Source organism: Ignavibacteriales bacterium (assembly GCA_016700155.1).
GTDB lineage: Bacteria > Bacteroidota > Ignavibacteria > Ignavibacteriales > Ignavibacteriaceae.
In genome coordinates, this window is the sequence record CP065001.1 from 239,187 (window position 1) to 266,156 (window position 26,970).

Consider the following 26,970-nt stretch of genomic DNA (forward strand, 5'->3'; position numbering starts at 1 on the left):
GATTAATAACGGATAAGATTTATTGCACGAAGGATATTATTCACGACAGTCTTTTGATTCTTTTCCCCGGGAAATTTCTTTTTATAATCAGTTCCTATCAGCCTTATGATAGAATCGATATAGTCCTCATAAGAATTAACGGCTTCAGAAATTTTAATTTCATCATCGGGGATGTAAGTCTGGGATGGTAAATTTCTATTGGCATAGATTATATACTTTGCAAAATGAATACTCTTTACCTGCCTGAATACAAGTCCATCAATCGTAAGTATTTCAATATCTCCAAAAAATTCTTTGCCAAGCAATAAAGTTTTTCCAGGCAGATTTATGGTTTGTGAATCATTCGCCGGAATAAAATCCTGTGGAAAATCCCTTATGCCTTCATGCTGAAAATTATTCAGCCAATACGAAATAAATTCTCTCTCTTTCAAGCGGGGGTATTATATAAAATGAAATTATTAATGACAGATTTTAATTCATCACTGTCTGTATAACTCCGGACAGCAATTAAATCGGATGTACAGCCGGTAATCATAGCGGATACTTTAGCCGAATCGATCCGGTGTAAAGCCAGTACGGGAATATTCAGTACATATAAAGCAAAACTTATTTCAAATCCCACGCCGAGACTTGGACCTGAAATTTCAGCTACCATTAAATCACTTTCTTTAAGCCACTGAATATCACGTGTAAATATTTCCCGGTCAGTTAATTTTTGCGTGGTAAATAATTCTTTGTTTAGTTCGGAAAGGGCGAGGTGACCTTCATTGTTAATAATCTCTATAATTTCCCTGTAGTATTGCTGAAATGTAATATCACCTTTGATAGCACCGGCACAATATATTTTCATTTGTTCAACACTTTGTGATAATGTTCTTCATAAAGCGGGATTACAATTGACTTATCAAATTTATTTACAGCTCTTGCCCGTGCGGCAGATGAAAATAATTCATACTTACGCTGGTTCGTCAACAGGTCTATTGCATACTTAGCCATCCTGTCAACGTCCCCGATTTCTGCGATGAATCCTGTTTCATTATGCCGGACTAATTCGGGTAATCCGCCTACACTTGAACTGATTACCGGTACACCGACAGCCATAGCTTCAAGCGCTGCCAGCCCGAAGCTTTCGGATTGAGATGGAATTAAAAAAAGATCAGACGCAGACAATATTTCTACAAGACCATCCTGTTTGCCAAGAAACTTTATGTGTTCAACAAGATTAAGTTCGCGAGCTAACCTTTCACATTCAGATCTGTCAGGTCCGTCGCCAACCAGCAGCAGCTTTGAAGGGATTTCCTTGTGTACAATATCAAAAACTCTTATTGCATCGGTTACCCTCTTTACCTGCCTGAAGTTAGAAGTATGAACCAAAATTTTTTCGCCTTTTGGTGCAATGTGTTTTTTGAATGAACAGTGTTCGATCGGTTTGAAAATATTTGTATCGACAAAGTTTGGTATTACTTCAATTTCTTTTTCAATCTCATAGTTGGTCAAAGTTTTCTCTTTTAGGAATCGCGACACAGTTGTAACACCATCACTTTGTTCGATGCTGAACTTTACAAGCGGAAGGAATGAAGGTTCCAGACCGACAAGTGTAATGTCTGTACCGTGTAAAGTTGTTGTGACTTTTAAATCTTTAAGCGGTTTTAACATTTGCTTTGCTAAATATGCGCTGCTTGCATGGGGTATTGCATAATGTACATGCAGCAAATCAAGTTTTTCATAATTGGCTACTTCAACCATTTTGCTTGCAAGAGCTAAACTGTAAAGCGGGAATTCAAATAACGGGTAGTTGCTCATCTCGACTTCGTGAAAAACTATATTCTCAATGTATTGATTCAAACGAAAGGGCAGTGCGTAACTTATAAAGTGAATTTCATGTCCGCGGAAAGCAAGTTCTTTTCCGAGTTCAGTTGCGATAACTCCGCTTCCGCCATAAGTAGGATAACAGGTAATTCCGATTTTCATTTTTGTTCTTTAGTAGAGTGTGAAAATTATTCAGTTATTTATTTGTTCTTAAATTGACATCGTAATTTGCTGCCTTCAGGACTACACTCAGCACAAGTTCAGCCGTCTTTTTGATTTTCTGAAAGTCTATTTCATTCACTTCATCAGAGGGTCGGTGATAGTCTTCTTTCATATTATCATAAAAGAATACAACGGGTATACCAAGCTTCGCATAGTTATAGTGGTCACTTCTGTAGTAAATTTTTTCAGGATCATCCGGTTCATCAAACTTAAAGTTAAAAACAAAATTTGAAGTTTCTGTGTTTGCTCTTTCAACAATTTGTTTAAGTAATGGATTTATCTTATCAGAACCTACTGAATAAATTGTATCAACACTTTCTCTTCCTACCATATCAAGGTTTACCTGCGCGACTATTTTATCCATAATTTCCAGATTGTCTGAAAGATATTCTGATCCGAACAAGCCTTTCTCTTCTGCGGCATGAAATACTACAAGCACTGACCTTTTATTAGTCTGCATTTTTGAAATAGCATTGGCAACTTCAAGAACTGCGACGATACCCGAACCATCGTCATCAGCACCGTTATAAATACTATCGCCTGAAACACCCAGATGATCAAAGTGTGCACCGATTGCAACATATTCATCCTTTAGTTTCTCATCAGTTCCGGGAATCACTCCGATTATATTAAATGATTTCTTCAACTCGTTTTTTAATCTGATTGTCAGCGAAAGACTGCCCTGAAAATCAAACTTAGGAATAATCTTTCCGGTCTTTTCTGTTGCAAGAAGACTTTCAAGTGAGTGCTTTTCATTTTGTAATAGTAATGCAGAACTCTCCTGATTAAAATAAAGTACAGGGATTGAAAATATTTCTTCAGCGGGTTTAAGGCTAAGATCAGGTTTTGTAAACCAGTCATATCCTCTTTGCCAGTTATAACCGCTGCTGTCTGTATCAAGGAATAATATCCCCTTCACCCCGAGTGCAGTTGCATTCAGTATTTTTGATCTTAGTGATGCATAACGAGTATCGGATGAGCCGTTAAAATAATTTACGTCATCACTGACCGGTTCACCCGGAAGTACGGCAATGATTTTATCCTTAACATCTATATCAGAAAAGTCATCGTAATTAAATTCTTCAGCAGTTATTCCATAACCCGCAAATACAACGGGTGAATTAATCTCCGATGCCGATGAGCGGATAACATAAAAATCACGGTTTAAACTAAAACTAAGTTGAACTGAGGACTTCGTATAAGTCACCCCGGAAGTTTCATCAAATGATTTTGAAATAAGATCAAATCTCTGGTAATAATCATTGTAGAAAGGTTGAACCCCATACTTTTTCAGTTCCGAGGAGATAAAAAGTCCTGCTATCCTTTCGCCTCTTGTAGTAGCTTCACGTCCTTCAAGCAGATCATCTGCAAGAAATTCAAGATTTGCTTTAAGATTTTCTATCCTGATTATTCCTGAAGCGGAAGAGTCGGGAATACTATTTTGTACACTTACACATCCTGTAAAACTCAGGACTGTCAGTATCCAAAACGCTGTCGCAAGATTCTTTGTGTTCATATAGTCCAAATTATAATAATTAAACTCATGGAATGCTGTAAACAAAATAAAGATTCTTTTTATTTTAAACCATTCCATAAATTTTATTAATAATGGCATTATCAGATTATTTAACCGCTTTCAATTACAATTATCTTCGCCAGAAGTTATTCAGGCGTGAAGTAGAAGCTTCGGCGTTCAGCGGCAAGCGTATATCAATGCCTTCTATCAGCACAAAAACATTACCAATAATTTTTAAAGAAAAATATCCGTTAAGATTTTTTGATACCCCGCAGGAAAAAGAAAAAATTGTAAATGCGATTCTTTCAAGTGAGGAAGCCGGTGAGATACTCAAAGAAGCCGAAAAAGTTGTAAGCAATATTTATGATGTTTGCTGTTCCGGCGAAACCGACTTAGGTGAAGAAATAAACTGGCATTGTGATTTTAAAAGCGGTTTCGTCTGGAACGTGAATTTGACCTGGAGATACGACTATTATTCATTTCCGGACGGTACAGATCTGAAAGTTCCATGGGAACTGGCAAGATTTCACCAGCTAAATACTCTTGGTAAAGCATATCTTATTTCTTCAGATGAAAGATATACTGAAAAATATATCTCGCTTATAAAAAGTTTTGTCCTTTCAAACAGGTTTTGTCATGGTATAAACTGGCTTAACACCTCTGAAGTTGCGATTCGATTAATTAATCTGGCATTCTCTTTCAGCTTTTTTATCGGCTCTGAACTGATTGATGATTCATTCATTCAGTCATTTAATGATCTTCTGCTTCATCATTCTTTATTTATAGACAATAACCTGAATTACTCTTCTACACGTGACAGCAGTTACATTATAAATCTTCTTGCCCTTGGTACATGCGGATTGATTTACCATAATGACTATTACGGAAAAAAACTGCTGCGTTTTTCTCAGACAGGATTGGAGTATGAGATCAGATCACAGTTTTATGATGATGGAGTAAACAGGGAACAATCCGTCCCATTACATTCAGTTGTTCTTGAAGCGTTATATCTGTTCAGGATCATATTGAATAAATCAGGTCAATCGGTTTCTAAAAAGTACGATGAAACTCTGATAAAAATTTTTGAGGTTTTAAGAAATTATTTGAGAGAAGATAACTCTGTTCCGCAAATCGGTGATTCAGTAACAAGCGGAATACTTCCATTAAGTTTAAGAAAAAATGAACATTCACATTTTTCAATTGCTGCTAAATTATATCCCGATCACCAGAATTTTCACCTGGCAAATGTATCGGTTGAGTCGGTATTATTACTTGGAACGGAAACCAATTCAGAAACAATACCTGATAACGTTGAACAAAAGGAGTTAGCCTCAAAGGGATTTATAAATGGCGGTCATTATATTTTAAGAAATAAATCGCTTCACTTTTTTATTGAAGCCGGAGAAATCGGCAACAGCGGAAAGGGCGCACCGGGTCATAATGATACTTTTACTTTTGAATTATTTTATAAAAAGAAAAAATTTATTGTAGATTCTGGAACATATTCGTTTTATGCCAACCCAGAGTTAAGGAACAGGCTGAGATCTGTAAGGAGTCACAACACCGCATACATTGATGATCAACTGCTATCTGAATTTGATGGGCTGTTCAGAATTAAAGAAGATCTTACCAAACCAAAAATAATTCAGTGGATATCAAGTGAATCAGAGGATGTACTTTCAGCACAGCATTACGCATATACGCGTCTTGCTGATCCGGTAATCTGTAAACGGACTTTTCATTCAATTAAAAAAGAGAACAGAATATTAATCAGAGATGAATTTATAGGCGGTACCGAACATAAAGTTGTTTTGAATTTTCATCTTCACCCGGAAGTAATGATTTATGAGATTGATGAAAACAGTTGTCGCCTTGAAAGTTCCGGGGAAAAGATTATTTTGAAAATATTGAGTGATGCTGTAAACAAAACCCTGAAAGTTAATGAGTCCGTTTATTCTGAAAAGTATGGTTGCCTGCAGAACTCAAAGAAAATAACATTTATCATGAAAGAACAACTGGCGGCTTCAGTTGAAACGGAAATTAATTTACTCTGATCGAAATGAAACTTTTGGTAATAGGACAAACAGTAGAAGACCATTACATAAAAGATGGGGAAGAGGTCGTAGCCCCGGGTGGAATTTATTACGCAGCCGCGGCTCTTGCACAACTAAAAGATGCGAATGATGAAATAATGCTTTGCACTTCAATTGAAGAAAATAATTATCAGCTCTTTGCAGATGTTTATGAACGATATGATAAAAAATATATTTCCAGAGTTGATGCTATTCCAAAAGTATGGCTGACTGTTGATCCGCACAAAGAAAGATCAGAACGATATGTTAATATCACAGCAGAATTGAAAACCGGATTTTCTTGCAGTGATTATGATGGTGTGCTTGTTAATATGATCACCGGGTTTGACATCTCCATAGATCAGTTTCAAAAAATCAGGGAGGAATTAACAGGAGTACTTTACCTTGATGTGCATACACTTTCAAGAGGCATGGATTTTGAAAACAACAGGAAGTTCAGGATAATCCCGGAGTTTGAAAAATGGGCAAGATGTGCTGATATTATTCAGGTGAACGAACACGAATTATTTTGTCTGAGTGAGTTTAAAACCGAAATGGAGATTGTGAGCTGGCTGTTAGATTGCAATGTTAGAGTAGTGATAATTACATTAGCTGAAAGAGGCGCAAAATATTTTTATAGAGACCGGGGTGAAATTGCTTCGGTCTATCATTCGGCATTAAAGGTGGAAGTGAATAATAAAATAGGCTGCGGTGATGTATTTGGCTCGGCGTTTTTTTTCAATCATTTGAAGCACAAAGATTTGCTGAAGGCATTGGTGTTTGCAAACACTGCCGCAGCTTTCATAACTTCATACAATGACACAAAACAGATCAATCAATTAAAAGATGATATCCTCAGACAATCTTATTAAAAAAAGAATACTGATTACAGGTTCCAATACAGTTATAGGACAAGGTCTTGTAAGTTTTTTTGCCAGGCATTTACGGGTGCAGGTTCTGGCAACTTCTTTAAATCCCGTGAATAATATCTATGAAGCTGAATATCTATCCTGTGACATTACCAATCGTGAGCTATTCAAACGTGCAGCTCTGGACTTCTATCCTGATGTCATAATAAACACTGCAGATTATAATCATCCTGTTAAATCTGATATTGAGAGAGAAAAAACCTGGAAGATTAATGTTAAGAGTCTTGAATTCATTACAGAAGTAGCAAGGGTGCTGGATTCACACATAATTCAGATATCAACAAACAGAGTATTCGACGGACTTAAAGGACCTTATAGTGAAAAAGGAATTCCAAATCCATCATCATATTATGAGCGGACTAAACTGGCGGCGGAAAACGTTCTAAAGCTCAGTGGTACTATTTATACTCTTGTAAGAATAAGTGAAGTTTTTGGAATCAACAGGATTTGTAAAAATGATCTGCTGAACGAAAAGATTGGGCAGATAAAAAATGATTCCATCATACACAACGAATTTGACAGGATTACAAACCCCGTTTTCTCTGATGATGTTGTTCAGGCAATCAGCAAGATCATCGAATATAAAAAAACCGGGATATATCATATCGGTGGAAAAGAGTTGATCAGTGATTTCGATTTCAATAAAAGAATCGCAGTAATATTTAATATTGATACGAAGTATATTAGCAATGGAAATAATTCAGAACATTTTACAAAAAGCAGATTAGATCAAAGTCTCTTAACAATAAAAGCAGAGACTGAACTTGGTTACAGTCCTCATACATTAAATGATGCTTTAACTTTGATAAAGAAAACCTTACAACCATGAAAACAAAAACAATTCTTTGCCTCTTGATCAGCTTCTGTGCTGCCTCAGTTTTAAAATCACAATCAGCGCCTCCCGAATGGGCTAAAGGTATAGTGTGGTATCAGGTATTTCCCGAAAGGTTTGCCAATGGTGATTTGACTAATGATCCGGAGGCAGGAAAAGTTTTTATTAATTCAGACAAACCTCTCGAAGGTTGGGAAATTAGTAAATGGACGTCAGATTGGTTTTCAAAGTCAGGTTGGGAAAAGAAAGCGGGGCAAAATGTCCGCGATCATATGTATGAACGAAGGTACGGCGGTGATATCCAGGGATTGATAAACAGACTCGATTATATAAAATCACTTGGAGCCGGAGCTATATATCTGAACCCGGTGTTTGAAGCAGTGTCACTTCATAAGTATGATGGTTCAACTTTTCATCATATCGATGTTAACTTTGGTCCCGATCCTGACGGGGACAGAATCATTATCGAAAGCGAAATTCCTGATGATCCATCAACATGGAAATTTACATCGGCTGATTCATTATTTTTTAAACTGGTTGACGAAGTTCACAAGCGCGGAATGAAAATTATTATTGATGGTGTATTTAATCATGTCGGAGTTCAATTCTGGGCATTTAAGGATCTGGTTAGGAATCAGGCAGAATCAAATTATCGTGACTGGTTCATTGTCCGCACATTTGATGATCCTTCAACTACACAAAGAGAATTTAATTACAAAGGCTGGTGGAATATCGCTTCACTTCCGGAGTTTAACCGAACTGAAAACGATTTAAATCCCGGACCAAAGCAATATGTTTTTCATGCAACTAAAAAATGGATGGACCCAAATAACGATGGCGACCCTTCTGACGGTATTGACGGCTGGCGGCTAGATGTTGCGAGAGAAGTGCCTTTAGGATTCTGGAGGGACTGGAATCATCTTGTTAAATCAATAAATCGTGATGCGATAATTATTGGTGAACTGTGGGAGCTATCACCGGATTTTATTTCAGCAAATGGTGTGTTTGATGCATTGATGAATTATAATTTTGCTTTCGCTGTAAATGACTTTTTCATTGCGAAGAAAAATAAAATTAATGTATCGGAATTTATTCAGAAGTTAAAGGAGATTGATAAAAACTATCCGGCGGAAAATCTGGATGTGCTTCAAAATTTAATCGGAAGTCATGATACTGAACGGCTATCTTCATTAATCTTTAATCCCGATAGGGGATTTGACAGGTATGCAAATGAAGGAAATCAGGACTATAATCCGTCAAAGCCTACATCGGAAGTTTATGAAAAACAAAAACAGGTGCTTGCATTCCAGATGACTTATAAAGGCGCACCGATGATCTATTACGGTGATGAAGTTGGTATGTGGGGTGCCGATGATCCGCATTGCCGCAAACCAATGGTCTGGAGTGATCTGAAATACGATGATGAGATAATTAATTCTTCATCGGGTTTTAAAAAGGGTTTTGGAAAGTACAGTGTTGAACAGGACACATCATTATTCTTTTTCTATAAGAAGATGATATCAATCCGGAATTCCAGTAAGGCATTACAGAAAGGCGCTTTGAATTTCCTTTATTCAAATGATGATAATGCTGTGTTTGCATTTGAAAGAATACTAGGTGATGAAAAAGTAATAGTGGTTTTTAATACCGGGTCAAGGATTGATAATTTTACTCTGCCAATAGATATAAAAAAGGTATCTTACATGGAGTTAATTTCAGGTGTTTCCGGAATGGCTGCGGGAACATCAGGCAATGACGCAGTATTAAATATAAGCATTGCTCCAAATTCTGTTCAGGTTTATAAACTTTATCCTGTAAAATAAAATGATTGAAAAATACGACTATTTCATCTTTGATCTTGACGGCACAATTTATCGCGGTAACAGTATTATCTCCAGAGCCGCAGAAACAGTAAATCATCTTAAGAAAATCGGGAAGAAAATAATTTACATCTCCAACAAAACCACAGGCAGCATTGAGGAATATTATAATTTCCTTTCCGGTTTCGGACTTCAAATTGAAAAGGACGAAATAATAAATTCTACATTAGTATTAAAAAAATATCTTTCTGAAAATCATTCTGGAGAAACATTTTTTGCGATTGGCGAAAAAATATTCATTAGTGAGATAGAAGATGCAGGTCTTAAGTATGAGGAAGACCCATTAAAAATTAAAATTGTTCTTATTACGCTGGACCGTACTTTGAATTATGAAAAACTTGAAATAGCAGGGCGCGCTCTTGAAAACGGTGCAAGATTCTATGCTGCCAATATAGATGATACCTGTCCTGTGGATGTGGGTGAAGTACTCGATGCCGGTGCTACAATATCTGCACTTGAAAAACGAACTCACAGAAAACTTGAAAAGCATTTTGGAAAACCATCAGGTTATATGATAAATGAAATTAAACAGCGTCTTGGTTCCGACCTGTCAAAAGTTCTTTTAACAGGTGACAGGCTTGAGACTGATATAGCGATGGGGAATGCATGCGGAATAGATACTGCGCTTGTTTCAACAGGCGTTAAGTATTTTCCAAACGGAAATGCAGATGTAAAGCCTACGTACAATATTGATTCGGTATTTGACCTGATAAAGACAAAAATCAGCGATTAATTTTTATTAAGTAACCCAACCTTTTAAACGTGCCCGTAGTCTAACAGCTTAGAAATAAAAAATTATGCTGCAGACAGACTCAGAATTAATCATAAAAGCCCAAAAAGGTGATGCCCTGGCATTCGAGGAATTGATATACCGTTACGATAAGAACGTGCTTTCGCTGGTTTTCAAATATGTGCGGGACCCGGACGAAGCAAAAGACTTATACCAGGATGTTTTTTTAAGAGTCTACCGCGGACTGAAAAATTTTGAACATCGAAGTGAATTTTCAACATGGCTGTTCCGGATCGCAACAAATGTATGCCTTACTTATAAAAGCAGGCACAAAAAAAGGATGATGGTTTCGTTTTATGATAAACCGGAAGATGAACACGAAGAAAATATTTTTGAATCAACTATTGCTGATACCGGGTTGACGCCGGATAAAAAACTTGAAGACATTGAGACTGATTCGAAAATACAATCGGCTCTGGATAATTTGTCACCTAAACAAAAAATGTCATTTGTGCTTAAACATTATGAGGGATATAAGATAAGAGAGATAGCTGAAATTATGGATTGTAAAGAAGGAACGATTAAAAAGTATTTGTTTGATGCTGTTCAAAAGCTGCGCCTGGAACTTGCAGCAATATATAATTGATGAGGAGAAAAATGGAACACAGGAATTTCGAAGAACTAGTACATCTATCGGTTTTTGGTGAGTTAAAAAAAACCGAACGTGTTTTGCTTGAAGCACACCTTTCAGAATGTGTTGATTGCAGGGAGGAATTAGAATCATTATTAAAATTGAAAAGTATCCTCAATAAAAACAGAAGCGTTGAAGTTGACGATAAATTGTTGAATGAAGCAAGAATGGAACTTCGTTCTGCTATCAGAAGGGAAAAATCCAAACCGGATTTTTTGGGTGGTATTTTATTCAGTGTAAAATCTTTACTGGTTCAAAATTATAAACCCGTTTTATCGGGACTGACGCTTTTAATTTTCGGGCTGTTACTCGGATATCTTTTCTTTTATCAGCCTGCTGACCCTGTACTGCTCACCGATAACGGTAGTCCCAATAATGGTGTAAGTTCAGTTTTGAACAGTAATGATGTAAGAATTTCTAATGTCAGGTTTTTAGACCAGGATGTTTCCGACGGGGAAGTGGAGTTTGTATTTGAGGCTATCAGACCAATGCGTATTAAAGGAAGAATTGATGATGAAAATATTAAGAATATCCTAACTTACTCAATACTAAATGATGATAACCCGGGCACGCGGTTAAACACACTGAGTCTTATAAATTCCAAAGAATCACCTTCAATGGATATGGAAATTAAATCTGCAGTACTCGATGTAGTAATGTATGATGAGAATACGGGAGTGAGACGCGAAGCATTTAAACTGCTAACTAAATTCCCGTATGATGAAGAAATTAAACAAACTTACCTGTACGTGCTTATGAACGATTCAAGTTCAAGCATGAGGATAGATGCTATGAAAGCTCTGGTTGATGCAGGTAAAGGCGGGTATAAATTCAGCCCGGATGATCTTTCAGTTTTCAAGGAGAAGATGCGAACTGATGAAAACAACTATATACGTTACTACGCAAAAACTGTTTTACAGGAGAACAAATAACATGAAAAAATCTGCTTTGCATCTTTTGCTCATTCTAGGATTACTCTTCATTTCAACCGGTGAAGTGTCAGCACAGTCATCAAAGACTTTTAAAGTCGGTAAAGGAGGAACACTTGATATCGTTACAACTTTCGGTGATATCAAAATTAAGTCCTGGGATAAAAATGAAATTCTCGTTAAGTATGATATTGATGAGGATGAAGAAATCTACAGCGGCATAAAATTTAATCAGAATGGAAATGACCTGACAATCAGAGCTACACAAGGGTATGGAACTTCATTTGACATAACTGTACCCGTGAATTTTAATCTGAAAATTGTCACCTCTGCAGGCGATATTCATCTGGTTAACGCTATTACAGGTGAAGTAAATGCGAGCACATCAGGAGGAGATGTAACCTTGAGTGATGTGACCGGTAAAGTGAAACTTACTACCGGAGGTGGTGATGTTCGAACAGGAAATATAAAAGGAACCGCGACTGTAAGTTCAAGCGGTGGAGATCTGAATGCCGGTGTGGTAGACGGTGACGCAGTATTTACAACCGGCGGCGGAAATGTTCAGATTGCCACCGGCAGTAAAACACTGACCGTGTCGACAGCAGGTGGAAATGTTTCTGTTGGAAACACAGGTGGTAACGCGACCGTTACAACCGGCGGCGGAAATATTTCTCTTGGTAAAGTTGGCGGCACTGCAGTCGTTAAAACCGGCGGCGGCGATATTAAAGTTGACAATGTATCCGGCGATGTTAAAGGTGTTACAGGTTCAGGAAATATTACTCTTCACTCAAGTGAAGATAAGGTAAATGTCGTATCGGGATCAGGTGATCTTGTTGTCAGTTTTTATCCCGGTGCTTCAGGTGATAGTAAAGTTGTAACGGGGTTTGGTGATATAAAATTATATATCCCGGAAAATTCAAGAACAACAATCGTCGCAAAGGTCAGAGAAGGAGGTTGGGGTGATTCTAAAAATAATGATGCTATCAAATCTGATTTCCCGATAACAACAGAAAATAAGGACGGAATTTCAATCATCACACATTATCAGTTAAACGGCGGCGGAAGTACAATTTATGTTGAGACAGGCTCTGGAACAATTGAGTTAAGAAAACTTAAGAAATAAACCTCAGCGGGAAACATTAATTAATCTAAACCGTCTTAACAAATGTAAACGAAGGTGATGAATGAAAATATTAATTTTACTGCTGTTGGTTGCATTAGCAAAAACAAATGCCGCACAGGGTGAAACACCAAAAGAACTGAAAAAAACAATCCCGGCTCATAAGATATCCGAGACTATTGAACTGGATGGGGCATTAAGCGAAAAAATCTGGTTGAACGCACAAGGCTTTAGCACCTTTACCCAAAAAGATCCTGTTGAAGGTGCGCCTGCGACAGAACAAACTGTTGTAACAATCGCTTATGATGCGGAAGCAATTTACTTCGGGGTGAAACTGACAGACAGTTCACCCGATTCGATAACTGCAAGACTTGCCCGCAAAGATGTTTATGTTGATGCTGATATGATCTATGTTTATATCGATCCGTACAACGATAAACGAAGCGGATATTATTTTGCGCTCAACGCTGCTGGAACTATGTATGATGGTGTTCTTTACAATGACGACTGGAGTGACGATTCATGGGACGGAGTATGGGACGGCAAATCAATTATCAATGAAGATGGCTGGTCTGCTGAGTTTAAAATTCCATTCTCACAGTTACGGTTTAATGCGATGGATGAGAATACATGGGGCGTTAATGTTAAACGTGTAATCTCACGTAAGAATGAATATGACTATCTTGTAATGGTACCCAAAAATGAAAGCGGCTTTGTTTCAAGGTTTGCAGAACTAAACGGGCTTGAAAATCTTCATCAACCCGGTAACATGGAAATTCTCCCTTATATAACCGGCAGAGCTGAATACACTCATCCGGAATCGAATAATCCATTTAATGATGGCTCCACATATCAGCCTAAAATTGGTGCGGACTTTAAAACAAATCTCGGTACAAATCTTACATTAAACGCAACAGTGTTTCCGGATTATGGACAGGTAGAAATAGATCCGGCAGTTATTAATCTTAGTGACGTTGAAACTTATTTCTCCGAGAAGAGACCTTTCTTTATTGAGGGATCAACAATATTTGAATTCGGTCAAGGCGGTGCACGGAATTATTGGGGATTCAACTGGTCGAACCCTAACTTCTTTTACAGCAGAAGAATCGGAAGAGTGCCGCAGGGAAGCTTGCCTTCATCTGATTATGCTGATATACCTTCAGGTACTGATATACTTGGTGCTGCTAAACTCACCGGTAAAATAAGTAACAGTTGGAACATTGGAACAATCCAATCTCTCACATCCAGGGAACATGCTGAGATTGATTTGAACGGGAACAGGTCTGATGTAGAAATCGAACCCCTCACATATTATGGAATTTTTCGAGCGCAAAAAGAAATTGATGAAGGCAGGCAGGCTATCGGATTTATTTCTACTGTAACATCAAGAATGTTTAAAGACGGAAGACTACGTGATGAGATAAATTCAAATGCATTCACCGGCGGCATTGACGGCTGGACCTTTCTTGATTCATCCAAAACATGGGTCACAACCGGTTGGGTTGGTATGAGTCATATTACCGGAAGTAATGAACGGATAATAAATGTTCAGAGAAACTCGCAGCATTATTTTCAGCGACCGGACTTAAAGACAAACAGGTTTGATAGTACGGCGACTTCATTGACCGGCTACGCGGGAAGAATTTACTTGAACAAACAAAAAGGTAATTCATTCTTCAATAGTGCATTTGGTTTTGTAACACCCAGCTTTGATGTAAATGATGTTGGTTTTATCGGGCGCGCGGATGTATTAAATATGCATCTCGGCGGAGGTTATTCATGGAAAGACCCAACTGACTTTTACAGGTACTTTGAATTAGGCGGCGCAGTATTCAGAAATTATGATTTTGACGGTAACATAACCTGGCATGGTATTTATCACTTCGGGTATTATGAGTTTACAAATTATTACAGTATAAACTGGAACCTCGCATACAACCCCGAGTCAATTAACAATCGTGGTACACGCGGCGGTCCATTGATGAGAAACCATTCGGGTTACCAGGTAAGTTTCTATGCCAATTCAGACAGCCGCAAAGACTGGGTGGTTGGTCTTGGTCATTTCAGATATGAAAGACCGGATAATTCATACGAATGGTCTGTTGATCCGGAACTTGTGTTAAGACCTGCAACAAATGTATCTGTAACCATTAGTCCCTCCTACGGAAAAAATATTGAGAGTATGCAATACGTAGGCGCAGTCGATGATCCTCTTGCGTCGGCTACGTTCGGCAGACGTTATCTTTTCGGTGAACTGGATCAGACCACATTTTCCGCCGGAATAAGATTGAACTGGACTTTTACACCAAAACTAAGTCTACAGCTTTATGTTCAGCCATTAATTTCATCCGGCAAATACACAAACATAAAAGAACTATCCCGTCCAGCCAGTTATGACTTTTTGATTTACGGGCAATATGGTTCAACCATAAATAATGAAACAAAAGAGATTGATCCTGATGGAAGCGGACCAGCGCAGCCATTCACTATAAGTAACCCTGATTTTAATTTTAAATCACTAAGAGGCAATGCAGTGCTTCGATGGGAATATCTGCCAGGTTCAGTACTTTATTTTGTCTGGACACAAAGCCGATCGGATTTTGAGGAACTCGGGGAATTTCAATTCAAAAAATCCGTTAACCGCCTGTGGGACGCAAAGGCTGATAACATTTTTATGGTTAAGTTCACATACTGGCTTAATATGTAAAACTATTTTTACAATTCTCGGCGGGATTTATCCCGCCGGATATTTATAAAAACAAACCGGCAACCGTTTTAACGGTTTACCTTAAATACCGACACCCCAAGCTTTTTAATAAATCGAAACTTAACTATTTTCATACACGTAATTTGAAAAAATATGCCCCTGTAGCTCAGTGGATACCTGCCCGACTTGGCTGTAAAAATAAAGAGTCGGTCAAGGCGGGGAGCAGAAGTTTCCTGAAAGAATATGAAATATTGGATATATATATTAAAGAGTATAGATACTGATAAAACGTACGTTGGATTTACAAACGATTTAGAAAGAAGATAAAGTCAATATTAGAAAAAAATATGCCCCTGTAGCTCAGTGGATAGAGCAGAAGTTTCCTAAACTTTTGGTCGGAGGTTCGATTCCTCTCGGGGGTACAATTCAACACTAAGTTAGTTCCTGTTTAAACTCTACACCAATGGATTAATATGGTTATATACTAAAGAGTATGGATTCTGATAAAACTTACGTTGGATTTAAAATCGATTTAGAAAAAAGATAAAGTCAATATTAGAAGACAATATGCCCCTGTAGCGCGATGGATACCAGCCCGGCTTGATAGTGAAATAAAGGGGCGGTCAAGGCGGTGAGCATAAGTTTCCTACCCGCCTCAGGCGGGCGATTCCTCTCGGGGGTACAAATAATGAGTTCATTTTTATTTTGCGATTCTTCTCAGTATTCAAGAAACGCCATTCCCAAAAATAGTTCATCCTTTCTATTGAATTCTAAAATTATCATTGTCATCTTGCGATAAAAACTATAATGAAAAAATCATTTAAGATAATGTTAATTGCTATAGTAGTGCTAATTTCAACACTTGCAGGAATTTACTTAATAGCCTGGAAATCTCCGCCATACTACATAGTTGAAGACACCTCAGAAGTATTTTCCGACTCAATGATTTCGTTTAAAGATTATGATTTGATTATTGATCACCCGCGTCCATTAATAATATCCAATTCTAACCTTGTAATCTTCGGTGCTGAACATTCAAGAGACCCGCATCATCCGCAAATAAAATTGATTGAAGATGAATGGAATAAACTCAAACCCACTGTGACTCTTGTTGAAGGTAGATTGGATTTTTTATTACCTGGTTTAATGGATCCTGTAGAAAATCTTGGCGAAGGCGGATATGTTAAATATCTTTCTCAGCGCGATGACCTGGATATCTTTAACTGGGATTTATCCAAAGAACAACTTGCCAAAGAATTATTGAGAAAGTTTGAACCCGAGCAGATCGCACTCGCACAAATATTAAATCCGTACTTTGGACAGTTACGACACGGTAAACCTTCCAGCCCAGAAGAATATATAAGCGAATACTACAAACGTGCTGAGTATGTTAATCAGCAGGATAATTTTAAAACTGTAATTGATATAGATAAGTACTGGAAAAAATATTTTCCTGAAGGACCTGACTGGAGGGATGTTGATGATAGTTATGGGCTGCCCGGTTACCTTGATGAGATGATGATATTCACCAATGATTTAAGAAATATACAGCTTACGAGGGTAGTAAAAGAATTGTTGAAAAAAGGTGAGAAAGTATTTTTGATTTGTGGTTCCAGTCACGCAGCGTGTGTTGAACCTTCATTCCGGAATTAAAATTATTTTTGTACGATAAATCTGCCAGCCGCTTCCAGAGTTTCGTTTGCGTATAGTTTCCAGTAATATAATCCCTCTTTAAATCGCTTTTCTATTGTAAGTCCGGAACCGGAAACCATCGTGCTGTATTGTGTGTTGTTTTTATTGTCGACAATTACAAAACGTAAATTGCCGGCATGTGAATTCATTCTCCATTTGAAAGAAATATTAGTTGAAACAACTTCATCAAGTATTGGAGAAAGAATCCTGATGTTACGGTTTTCTGTTCTGCTTTGACTGATAAAATTTTCAAGTAAAATATTTTGATGAAATTGTTCAGTAACATCCTGCCGGGCAATCAGACTTTTTTCGTCAGGCAAATTTTTATCCTGCGCAGGGTCACGGGGGGATTGTATGACAAAATCTACTGTATCCGGAATCTCAGGTAAATTAGTTTGCAAATTATTCTTACCGGCATCCGGGTCATAAAACATCAGTATAAAAATGAAGATGATAAAAACTATCGCTGCCGCATATTTTAGCAGCTTGAAATTACGGGCAATCCACGATTCAGATTTTTGAATCGGATAAGGTGTTTTATTACTGTATGGCTCAACCTGGTTATCTTCAATTGAAAGAGATACCAACGCTTCTCTGCATATACTACAAGAGTTAAGATGTGACTCAAAAAAAATTATTTCATCATCGCTGAACAATTCTTTAGCATTTAAAAAATTTGAGAGACATTCAGAATTTAAATGTTCGTTTGTCTCGTTCAGGTATTTTGAATACTCTTCAGGAAAATTTTCAATTGCCATTATTTTATTTTAATGAAGTGACTTGATTCTACAAAAAAGGCGATTTAATACAAATCGCCTTTTGATAAATTTTATTTTTTGAAAATTATTTTATCAGCATCATTTTTTTAGTGTTGATGAACTCGTTTGCCTTCAGCCTGTAAAGATAAACTCCGCTTGAAACATTCTCACCGCTTTCATTAAGTCCGTTCCAGTAAACAATATGATTCCCTGAACTTTGTGATTCAGAATTTAATATTGTTTTTATTTTTCTTCCTAAGAGATCGAATATCTCAATTGTTACAACACTTCTTTCCCTTAGTGAATACGAAATTGATGTTGAAGGGTTGAACGGATTAGGGTAATTCTGATTCAGTATAAAATCAACCGGAGTTAATGGAATATTACCTGAATTTTCTTTTGCGAATTCCGCTGTTCCGATTATCAACTTCAGGTTTTTGGCATTTGCTTTCGTCAGTTTCAGTGTTGCTGTGTTATTATAAGTCGGGATTGAAATCTCTCTGTCCATATCAAATAAATAAATTTCAAATCCATCAGGTAAAGAACTCAACTCTTCGAAATTTAATACAACATCTTTGTTCAGATGCGATGTGTTTAAAGTTAACATCCAGACCGCTCCATCCGGATTAACCCCGACAGTATTTTGTGCATAGCGTTTATTATTCTCAATTATACTTAATCTTATGTCATTTGTAATCGGAGGGGGTTCAAGAAGTTTTTGTGAATGAGGATTATTCTGATCGTTTATCATCCCGACATAGTTCTGGTTGTCTTTATATTTTATCCCATCGATACCAGAATTAATTTTTATGAGAAACTCTCCATTTGCGAAAGTAGTATTCCCCGGATTTTTTTTATCTATGATAGCTCTTATGGGGGGAATTGCAATCGTAACAGACTGTGAATAATTATTTCTTACAAAATATCCTTCCCAGGGATCGAGATAATTCAAATTCATTTCATAGTCGAGAGAATCCGGATTCCAGCTGTACAATGGGAGGCTTAATGTATCAAGCAGACTTGCCCAGTCTATAATAAATGCAAACGGGTTACCGATTTGAGTCCAGCTATTTGGAGCTAATGTAATCATAAAATCATTAAGCGATTCCATAGAGACAGCATTGTCTACATCAAAAGTTCTTCCTTCACTGTGAATCAGCCAGAATGCCTTTCCGGGTGTTATCTGATCAGGCATATCTGGAAACTCCGCGTACTCATTTAACAAAGACTGCCACCTGAATATTCTCCAGACGGTTGAATCATACTGTCCAAAATCATCACTGAATACAGAAAGTATTCCCGGATCAGCAACCTGAAGCGGAACAGAAACCATTCTGTAAACCGAATTTGGAATTGTCAGCGCAAACGGGAATAAAGGAACTGAAACTTCAAGAACCGCAGGCTGAACTTGTGGATTCGTTGTAGGGTATGTTACCGTGGTGCTTCCGTCAGTGAATATAATATAAAACTGAAGTCCTTTTATCGTTACAAACTGAGGCGGGATATCTGCAAGATAATTTGTTCCCTGTAAAGTAAGAGGTGAATTATTGTAAGCAAGTTCGCCGGCAACCCTGTAGAAAATTTCTCCGGATGTAGGTTGAAAACCTGCGGGTGGAACAACATTCATTAATACATTTTGTCCAAGCATCGGCGCGGCAGGTACCTCAACAGTAATACCAGTTACAGCAATGCCTTGAAGATCAACGACATCAGGGCTGCTTGGTGCGTTGCTCAATATCTGCATCTGCGCAGATTTAGTTCCTGAACTTGTGGGTGAAAATCTTAACTGAACATTTTTAACTTCTGATTGAACTAATGTATCAGGAAATTCACTGACATTTAAAATTGAAAACTCTGATTGATTTAAGCCGATGATTAATGGCAACAAAACTGCGACTGGTTCGGTGCCTGTGTTAGTGATAGTTAACTGCCTGTCTGTAAAATTATCAGTATCTACGGTGCCAAAATCCAGCAGACTTGTTGAGATCATTAATGAAGTTGAACCTGCTGTACCGGTCAGAAAAAGTGTATCCGGACTTCCAGGTGAATCGCTTTCAAAAATAATATAGGCTGATTTTGTTCCTGTTGAAAGAGGAGAAAAATTAACAGATAACTGGTATGTCTGCAATGGTCCTATTGTGCCGGGAATCTGACCAAATGAAAAAGATAACGAATCAGTTCCTCTTAGTATTCCGCTGAAGACATGCAATGTGGCATTTGTCTGATTCATCAAAGGTACGTTTAGATTATTACTTGAACCTACAGCCACCGTATCGAAATCGACGGTCGTATTTTCTATTACTAATTCAGGAGAAGGAAGTTTTCCAAGTACGCCATCATATTGTCCGTTGCTTAGCAAAGGTGTTCCGCTGAAAGTAGCATTGTCATAAAAGTATCCTGTAAAAACAATATCTCCGTTATTATCAACAGCTAACTTTTCCGGCGAATCACTGTTCGGCCCTCCGCAGACAAAACCCCATAGTTTTGCGCCGTTCTTATCATAGCGTGTTAAATAAATATCATCCACTTCACCTTCAAGTAAAACCTGGGAGATTGAAGATGCGACTGTAATATTTCCGGCATTATCTAAAACAATTGATTCACCGACATTATCTAACAGTCCTTGACCATCTCTGATAGCCCAGACAGGATCGCCATCAGATCTAAGCTTTACAATAAAAGCATCGGTCTGTCCTGAGCTTGTAAGAGAAAACGTTCCAAAGTTTACAGTCTGACCAAATGAACCGGTCACATAGACATCATCATTTTTATCCACTAAAATATCCCTGCCCTGATCATTAAAGCTTAAGCCTGTAGCAGGAATTGCCCAGAGCAGATCACCATTAGTGCTGTACTTATTGATGAAAATGTCGGCACCATCCTGACCGGTTAAAATTGTTCCAGAAAAATTTATCGACAGTTGAAATGAACCTGTTATATAGACATCATTAGTACTGCTTGTGGCAATCCCGTATGAATAGGGGTAATACAAGTTTGAAATGCCTGTTCTTACCCATTGAGCATCACCCGTCGAATTATATTTAGCCAGGAAAATACTAGCTACCTGTCCGCCGGGTACTGAAATGGTATCAAAGAAAGCGGATTGTTCATACTCACCGGTAAACAAAATATTATTAAGATTATCGGTTGTTAACTGACCTACATACTCATAACCGGCACCCCCTGCGCGGTCAACCCATTGTACGGTTCCTGATTCGGAATATTTACAGATGAAGATATCATAGCCGCCGCGTGAAGTAAGTATGTTTGATCCGAAAGATGCGCTGCCTGAAAATAAACCTGCCACAACAATGTCACCGTTACCATCTATATCAAGTGACAAGCCTTCATCATATTCCGCTCCTCCAGCCTGCACAGCCCACAAAGGGTTTCCGCCAGTATCAAACTTTGCAAGAAAGATATCCGCGCCACCTGTTGAAACCAGGTTTGTTGAGCCGATAGCAAGTGTGCTCTCAAATGATCCGATGATAATTATGTTACCATTATTATCACTTGCCACATCGGCAATACGGTCATAACCTAAACCGCCGATATTCTTAACCCATGAGAATGCCGGTTCAGTCTGTGAATATGATACCGGAGACTGCGCGGCAGCAGCGATACATATCAGTGTTAAAAAATATTTATTTAAAAATGTTCTTACCTTTTTCATTTCGTCACCATTTTTATGTGGTTATCTGAACGATGATCTGAATCAGAAATTAAATTTTAAACCTCCGCCAACCTGGTAGTTGGTAAGTCCCAGATTTTCGCTGTGACTGCCAAGTGCAAATCTGAAGAACAGGGGAAGGCTGATATTTTTTGCAATTGAAAATTCAGGAGCCAAACGGATTCCATATACTGTATAACCGGAGAAGTAGAGTGAAGTTTTTTCATATAGCAATAGGAAAATTCCGTAGTTCATATTAACAGTTTGGGATATCCTGTGATGAAAAGAAATTCCCGAATAAAACTGACTTGGATTAATTTTTTCTTCATCCAGCACCGGGCCGGAACCTTCTATTTCATCTACCGAGATATGCCTGTAAATCACATTGACAGAAAGTACATTGTGCTCAAAGTATTGTTTGTACATAAGATTCGTGATCAACCTGTTACCGGATTTAAATACTTTTTTCCCGTCAAGTTCATCACTACCATAAAATATTCCGGTAACGTCACCTGTTATGCCTGCATTTTTACTCACGCTTACATCAAAACCGGCAGTAGCAGAAAATTCATCTGCCGGATTGTATTTATCAGGTAAATCTTTTAAAGGCTGGTATTCATTTTTTAACTGATACGAAACTCCCGCGCCTATTACAAACACATCTGATAAAGGCTGTGTCCATGTCAGTCCTAAAAATGCATTTAGACCCTGTCCGAAATTCGGTGTGTTAAGTGCAAACAGGTTCTGGCTTATAACACGGGCAGTTAAAAATTCTTCATAACTCAATTTGGTTTTTCCACTGGGGATATTTACTCCAGCCTGAATCCCAACAACTTTATTTTTGAAGAAATGACTTATCATCAGTTGAACATCTGATAATCCGCTAAGTTTATTAAGATCGCCGCCAACGGTTGCGTATTGCGAGCTGAATGATGCGCTTGTACTTGGTGTAAAGTAAAACGTACCATTTAAATTACTCGTGAATTCGGAAAAGCTCGTGCTGTCTTTCATTGACCAGCTTTCATAAACCGGCAGAATATTAAGTGAAAAACTTTTTATTTCGTTCTGCAGATTTTGTGCAGCCGAAACACCGGCAAAAATAAATACAGTGATAATTAACTTTAACAAAATATTTTTCATAGTAAAACCCTCTTCTGAAAACAGTTCAGAAATTTATTAACGTCCTCTCAGTCCGGCACCGCCGGGCGGGGGTGGCGGGGGAGGAGGCAATGCACCACGCTCAACGAAAGGTTCTTCAGGCGCGGCATTCCTGTTATCAACACCCTGTATAAAATTGGATGTAATATTATTCCCGAGATTTGATGCGCGGTTGGTTACAAGCTGGTTCGATTCAGATTGCACTGTTGGCTCAGATCCCTGTAAAGTTGTAACTACCTGCTCTTTAGTGCCGCCGCTGCTGCTGAGTTTTTGATTCATCTGCATTTTACTCTGAGCCGCATTGAACTGAGGATCAATTGATATTGCATCATTAAAAAATGTTTCAGCCTGACGGAAATTGCCTGCGTCTTCCTGCAGTAACCCGCGTGAATATAAAAGGAAAGCTTGCAGATTCTGGGTAGGTATAAATGATATAGCTTCCATTTCAGTTTTGGTAAGTTCAATACCATTCGCTTTTAAAAAGGCGAACACAACTTCTTTCTGCAGACGGAAGAAATCGTCCAGCGTACCGGATTTATTAACCCATGATTTCCTCATACTTGTCTGGGAATCCCACGAGCCGAGATTTATTCTGAAGTAGCCATTCTTGGTTACATCATAATCGCCTGAAACTATAGTTCCGGCTTTAAGGATTTTTCCTGCGCGCGGAGCAGTTGATTGATCAACCAATGTTGATTGGGAGAATTTGATTTCATCAAGCACAGCCTGAATTCTGATTCGTTCAAGCACACGGAATTGTTTTACCTTCGCCAGATCGATACTAACCATCTCACTGAAACCTCTGCTTAAAGGAACAAATGTTGTATCAATTCCCTGGTAGATCAATGGAAAGACTGCAATTGTACTGTCGGAAACATCCAGCACCGATAAGTTAGCTTCCTGTTCAAACAGAGATTTAGTTTCTGTGTATGCCTGGTTTTTATTCAGCCATAACAGTCGTCCTTCCATCATGTCTCGGAACGGGTTGTCTTCAGGGTAGCTGTTATATTTCCTGTAGTACTCTAAAGATTCTTCAGGTTTGTTCAGCAGTTCAAGGTTCAATCCGTAATAAAAATTTATTGCGGGATCCCCGGGCTGCTGCTGAATAGCTTTGGTAAGATGTCTTCCTGCTTGTTCAGTATCTTTTGTCTGCACATAGTAGATGCAAAGATTTTTCCGCGTTTCAAAATCATTTGGATCTTCTTTAAGTTTTTGTTCCCATTCAACAGCCTGCTGCCTGTAATATTCAGGATCATCCATTAACGATCCTGAAGAGCAGGCTGCTAAATTTAATAGGAGAAAAACAAGTGCAGCATTAACCGAATATTTTATTAATAATTTCAATTCAATCACCTTTATAAAAAATAAAAAGGTAAGCACTGCTTCATTTTACTGAAGCGGCGCAATGCTTTGTGCTTTTAATTTTGCTTTTTCGTAACCGGGGTCATATCTGAGCGCTTCCTGGAATTTTTCGAATGCCATTTTGTAATCTTCTTTTTCAAGATAACTTAGTCCGATTGAATAAGACATTATAGCATCGAGTGAAGGCGCATTTGCTTCCTGTTCTGGAGTCAGATCATTTAGTGTTACATTAATTTTCTCTGAAATTTTATTACTCAGTTGATCAACAAGGTCAAAGAACTCTTCGAGGTCACCCCGTATTTCATCAGTTAATAGAATTTCACTTGTTTCTACTTTAACTAATCTCGCACCAAGCCAGATCTCATCACCTGTAACGATAAAACTTCCCATTAAAACGGATTGAACCCCAAGCTGCTTGCCAAGCCTTACAGCACCTTCCATCTCATATTCATTCTGAAGTTTTATTTCATCAAGTATCCATTGAATTCTTTCTCGTTCAACTACTCTCAGGTTGGTTGAATTATTCAATCTGTTAATAAGAAGATCAGCAAATCCTTTTTCCATCGGATCATATTGCTCACGCTCGGTTATTGAACGATTCTTGAAATCAATTACTGCCAGATTTTTCATTCCCGGATCTTCACGTTCAAGTGTATATGAGCCTGTAATATTTTTTCTGGATTCATAATAAAGTTTCATAAATACAGGCGGTTCATAATCCGGATTGAAAACAACCATAGGTGGTTCTAATTTTAGCAGTTTTGTAATTGCATCTTTTGCGTTCTCATAAAGACCCTTAGCGGTGTATGCTCTGCCTAAGAACCTTAATGCATCTTTCTGGATTTCTTTATCGATTGTGTTGTCATTTGAAAGTTCAACGAGTATGTTTATAGCATCATCGAACTGCGCGGCATTATAGTATTTTTCAGCATCAGCAAGTTTTGATTTTGGATCATCAAGTAATGCGCTGCCTGAAAACAATACCAGCGAAAAAATAATCAATGCAACAGAAACGAACATTTTAAAAATGTTTTTCTGTTTAAATGTGATAGGAATCATTTCTCAATCCTCCTGTTATTGTTAAAAACTGAAAGTATTAATTACGATGGAATAGAAAAAGTAAAAGTAATAGACTGCTGCGTTGAGTAATTCAATTTAGCTTTTTATTACTCAAGATGAAAAACCATTGAACGGGGCCTGAATTCAAATGACGGAGAAATCTTTACGACCTGATCTGTTTCGGTTGTTTTGTAGCCGGCTTTTTTTACCGTAATATTATACGTGCCGGGTCCAAGCAATGTATCACCCGGAGTTGTTTTACCGGTATTTACATTGTTAATATAAATAGTACCCCAGAAGGCATCTCCGTTCTTATTAAGTGATTGGATATTAATACGCTGTCTGAAGTAACAGGTAAGTTCTTTAGACTGATCGCTGTCAATTTTTATTGTTGATTTTTTTGATCCATAGACCGGGTGACTGAATTCAATATTATGTGTACCGGTTGGAACCTGAACCCTTACGCTTCCATTATTATCAACAGTTTGTTTTTTATTATTGACGGTGATGGTTCCGCCGTTTTCTGTTTTAAGCAGAAGTACTCCGCTGCCTCTTTCTATAATTGGTTTCAGGCGGATGTCGATTGTATTCGCACCAGGTTTTAATGTGTAATTAGCATCCGACCATTTTTCATATCCAGCTAAAGACAGGCTGACTTTATAAGTTTCAGTTTTTAATGAATCTCTGAAGAAAGGAGTAACACCCACATTCTCATCATTCAAAATAACATTTGCGCCAACGGGGTTTGAAGTTATAAAAAGATTAGGAGGAACTGTTTCAAATGAACCCTGCAGTTGTTTCTTTTCTTTAGGCGGTTCCGGTTTAACTTCTTCACTATTTAATAACAGAAAAAGTGAAACGACAACAATACAAACTGCCGCTGCTGAGCTTATCCAGATATAAATATTTTTCTTTTTTGATTTTTCTTCCGTGTACTGCTTTATAGAAGTATTATCAAGTACTAATCGGGTTTTCTCTTCATCCGAACTTTCTTCAGGAACAATTGATGAAAGATCCTTTATCATTTCAGAAACAGTTTGATATCTTTTATCAGCATCTTTATCAATTGCTTTCATTACAAATCGGTTAAGCTGCTTGGGGATGAGCGGGTTGAATCGTATCGGGGGAGGTATCTTGCCCTCAATGATCTGCTTTTGTATTTCGTATTCGGATTCGGATTTATCAAAAGGAACTCTACCGGCAAGCATTTCGTAAACACTCATGCCAATTGAATAAATATCACTCCTTGTATCAACATTTTTTAAACCTTTGATCTGCTCAGGTGACATATAATAAAGTGTACCTGCTGCTGCATGAGTTGCTGTTGCCTGCGAACTATGTTCCTGTGCAACTTTTGCAAGTCCGAAGTCCATCACTTTTACGGTACCATCTTCACAGAGCAAAATATTATTTGGCTTTATATCACGATGGATAACACCTACAGCGTGTGCGTGATTGATTGCATTTAAAAGCTGGTTTGTAATTGCTATAGTTTCTTTAGCAGAATACTTCCCGCTCTCACGCATCTGTTCTGATACTGTCAGACCGTGCACATATTCCATCACCATAAATAAACCGACAGGAGTTTCGCGCAAAGCATATACTGCAACTATATTCCTGTTCTCAAGTTTAGCGAGAGCTTTTGCTTCAGTCTTAAACCTGTTCAGGAAGTTTGAATCCCTGGCAAGAAAAGGATCGATCATTTTTAGAGCGACAATTTTTTCAAGGTTCATATCCATTGCTTTAAAAACAACACCCATGCCGCCGCGTCCAATGACTTCGATTATCTTGTAGTTGTCAATTATTTGTCCGATTAACGGGTCCATATTAAACT

The 26,970-nt window shown here is 37.9% G+C and carries 21 protein-coding genes and 1 tRNA gene; 12 read left to right on the forward strand and 10 right to left on the reverse strand.

Going from position 1 to position 26,970, the window contains the following annotated elements; genetic code table 11:
- Nucleotides 1-2 precede the first annotated feature (2 nt).
- From IPM56_00965 to IPM56_00980, 4 genes are read right to left on the reverse strand one after another with little or no spacing between them, the layout of a single operon-like run.
- Nucleotides 3-431 carry a hypothetical protein gene (locus tag IPM56_00965; GenBank protein QQS36555.1) on the reverse strand — a complete coding sequence of 143 codons (429 nt, stop codon included), beginning with the start codon at nucleotides 429-431 and terminating at the stop codon, nucleotides 3-5.
- Complete coding sequence (locus IPM56_00970; protein ID QQS36556.1) at nucleotides 428-850, reverse strand: nucleoside 2-deoxyribosyltransferase; 423 nt, start codon at nucleotides 848-850, stop codon at nucleotides 428-430. The genes IPM56_00965 and IPM56_00970 overlap by 4 nt, the downstream gene beginning before the upstream one ends.
- A complete protein-coding gene (gene bshA / locus IPM56_00975; protein ID QQS36557.1) occupies nucleotides 847-1,971 on the reverse strand; it encodes an N-acetyl-alpha-D-glucosaminyl L-malate synthase BshA in 1,125 nt (374 codons plus the stop codon). Before bshA ends, IPM56_00970 begins: the two co-directional genes overlap by 4 nt.
- A 34-nt stretch (nucleotides 1,972-2,005) precedes the next feature.
- Nucleotides 2,006-3,625, reverse strand: a complete 1,620-nt coding sequence (locus tag IPM56_00980; protein ID QQS36558.1) for a M28 family peptidase — start codon at nucleotides 3,623-3,625, stop codon at nucleotides 2,006-2,008.
- A 14-nt stretch (nucleotides 3,626-3,639) separates the two neighbouring features.
- Here IPM56_00980 and IPM56_00985 point away from each other — a divergent pair, with 14 nt between their 5' ends.
- The 12 genes from IPM56_00985 (at nucleotide 3,640) to IPM56_01040 (ending at nucleotide 17,090) form a co-directional block, all read left to right on the forward strand.
- Nucleotides 3,640-5,601, forward strand: a complete 1,962-nt coding sequence (locus IPM56_00985; protein QQS36559.1) for an alginate lyase family protein — start codon at nucleotides 3,640-3,642, stop codon at nucleotides 5,599-5,601.
- Nucleotides 5,602-5,606: 5 nt separating this feature from the next.
- Nucleotides 5,607-6,491: a carbohydrate kinase family protein gene (locus IPM56_00990; GenBank protein QQS36560.1), complete on the forward strand. Its 885-nt coding sequence runs from the start codon at nucleotides 5,607-5,609 to the stop codon at nucleotides 6,489-6,491.
- A complete protein-coding gene (locus IPM56_00995; GenBank protein QQS36561.1) occupies nucleotides 6,466-7,377 on the forward strand; it encodes a sugar nucleotide-binding protein in 912 nt (303 codons plus the stop codon). Before IPM56_00990 ends, IPM56_00995 begins: the two co-directional genes overlap by 26 nt.
- Entirely contained in the window at nucleotides 7,374-9,203 is a 1,830-nt protein-coding gene (locus tag IPM56_01000; protein QQS36562.1) for a glycoside hydrolase family 13 protein, read from the forward strand. Before IPM56_00995 ends, IPM56_01000 begins: the two co-directional genes overlap by 4 nt.
- A 1-nt stretch (nucleotide 9,204) precedes the next feature.
- The gene (locus tag IPM56_01005) at nucleotides 9,205-9,993 is read left to right on the forward strand and encodes an HAD-IIA family hydrolase (GenBank protein ID QQS36563.1); all 789 of its coding nucleotides are present in this window, start codon (nucleotides 9,205-9,207) and stop codon (nucleotides 9,991-9,993) included.
- Between the two features lie 64 nt (nucleotides 9,994-10,057).
- Nucleotides 10,058-10,636 carry an RNA polymerase sigma factor gene (locus tag IPM56_01010; protein QQS36564.1) on the forward strand — a complete coding sequence of 193 codons (579 nt, stop codon included), beginning with the start codon at nucleotides 10,058-10,060 and terminating at the stop codon, nucleotides 10,634-10,636.
- 11 nt (nucleotides 10,637-10,647) lie between these two features.
- Nucleotides 10,648-11,613 carry a zf-HC2 domain-containing protein gene (locus tag IPM56_01015; protein QQS36565.1) on the forward strand — a complete coding sequence of 322 codons (966 nt, stop codon included), beginning with the start codon at nucleotides 10,648-10,650 and terminating at the stop codon, nucleotides 11,611-11,613.
- Complete coding sequence (locus IPM56_01020; protein ID QQS36566.1) at nucleotides 11,558-12,733, forward strand: hypothetical protein; 1,176 nt, start codon at nucleotides 11,558-11,560, stop codon at nucleotides 12,731-12,733. The genes IPM56_01015 and IPM56_01020 overlap by 56 nt, the downstream gene beginning before the upstream one ends.
- A gap of 61 nt (nucleotides 12,734-12,794) precedes the next feature.
- Entirely contained in the window at nucleotides 12,795-15,437 is a 2,643-nt protein-coding gene (locus tag IPM56_01025) for a carbohydrate binding family 9 domain-containing protein (protein ID QQS36567.1), read from the forward strand.
- Nucleotides 15,438-15,680: 243 nt separating this feature from the next.
- Entirely contained in the window at nucleotides 15,681-15,764 is an 84-nt protein-coding gene (locus IPM56_01030; GenBank protein ID QQS38196.1) for a GIY-YIG nuclease family protein, read from the forward strand.
- A 22-nt stretch (nucleotides 15,765-15,786) separates the two neighbouring features.
- Nucleotides 15,787-15,859: transfer RNA gene (locus tag IPM56_01035), tRNA-Arg, on the forward strand.
- A 385-nt stretch (nucleotides 15,860-16,244) separates the two neighbouring features.
- Nucleotides 16,245-17,090 carry a hypothetical protein gene (locus IPM56_01040; protein ID QQS36568.1) on the forward strand — a complete coding sequence of 282 codons (846 nt, stop codon included), beginning with the start codon at nucleotides 16,245-16,247 and terminating at the stop codon, nucleotides 17,088-17,090.
- A gap of 2 nt (nucleotides 17,091-17,092) precedes the next feature.
- Here the strand turns inward: IPM56_01040 and IPM56_01045 are convergent, their stop codons facing one another.
- The 6 genes from IPM56_01045 to IPM56_01070 form a co-directional block, all read right to left on the reverse strand.
- The gene (locus IPM56_01045; protein QQS36569.1) at nucleotides 17,093-17,887 is read right to left on the reverse strand and encodes a hypothetical protein; all 795 of its coding nucleotides are present in this window, start codon (nucleotides 17,885-17,887) and stop codon (nucleotides 17,093-17,095) included.
- 85 nt (nucleotides 17,888-17,972) lie between these two features.
- Entirely contained in the window at nucleotides 17,973-21,560 is a 3,588-nt protein-coding gene (locus tag IPM56_01050; protein ID QQS36570.1) for a choice-of-anchor D domain-containing protein, read from the reverse strand.
- Nucleotides 21,561-21,602: 42 nt separating this feature from the next.
- The gene (locus IPM56_01055) at nucleotides 21,603-22,697 is read right to left on the reverse strand and encodes a hypothetical protein (GenBank protein QQS36571.1); all 1,095 of its coding nucleotides are present in this window, start codon (nucleotides 22,695-22,697) and stop codon (nucleotides 21,603-21,605) included.
- 36 nt (nucleotides 22,698-22,733) lie between these two features.
- Nucleotides 22,734-24,059 (reverse strand): hypothetical protein, encoded by a 1,326-nt coding sequence (locus IPM56_01060; protein ID QQS36572.1) that lies wholly within the window; start codon nucleotides 24,057-24,059, stop codon nucleotides 22,734-22,736.
- A gap of 45 nt (nucleotides 24,060-24,104) precedes the next feature.
- Nucleotides 24,105-25,136: a hypothetical protein gene (locus IPM56_01065; GenBank protein QQS36573.1), complete on the reverse strand. Its 1,032-nt coding sequence runs from the start codon at nucleotides 25,134-25,136 to the stop codon at nucleotides 24,105-24,107.
- A gap of 107 nt (nucleotides 25,137-25,243) precedes the next feature.
- Nucleotides 25,244-26,962 (reverse strand): serine/threonine protein kinase, encoded by a 1,719-nt coding sequence (locus IPM56_01070; GenBank protein ID QQS36574.1) that lies wholly within the window; start codon nucleotides 26,960-26,962, stop codon nucleotides 25,244-25,246.
- Nucleotides 26,963-26,970 lie beyond the last annotated feature (8 nt).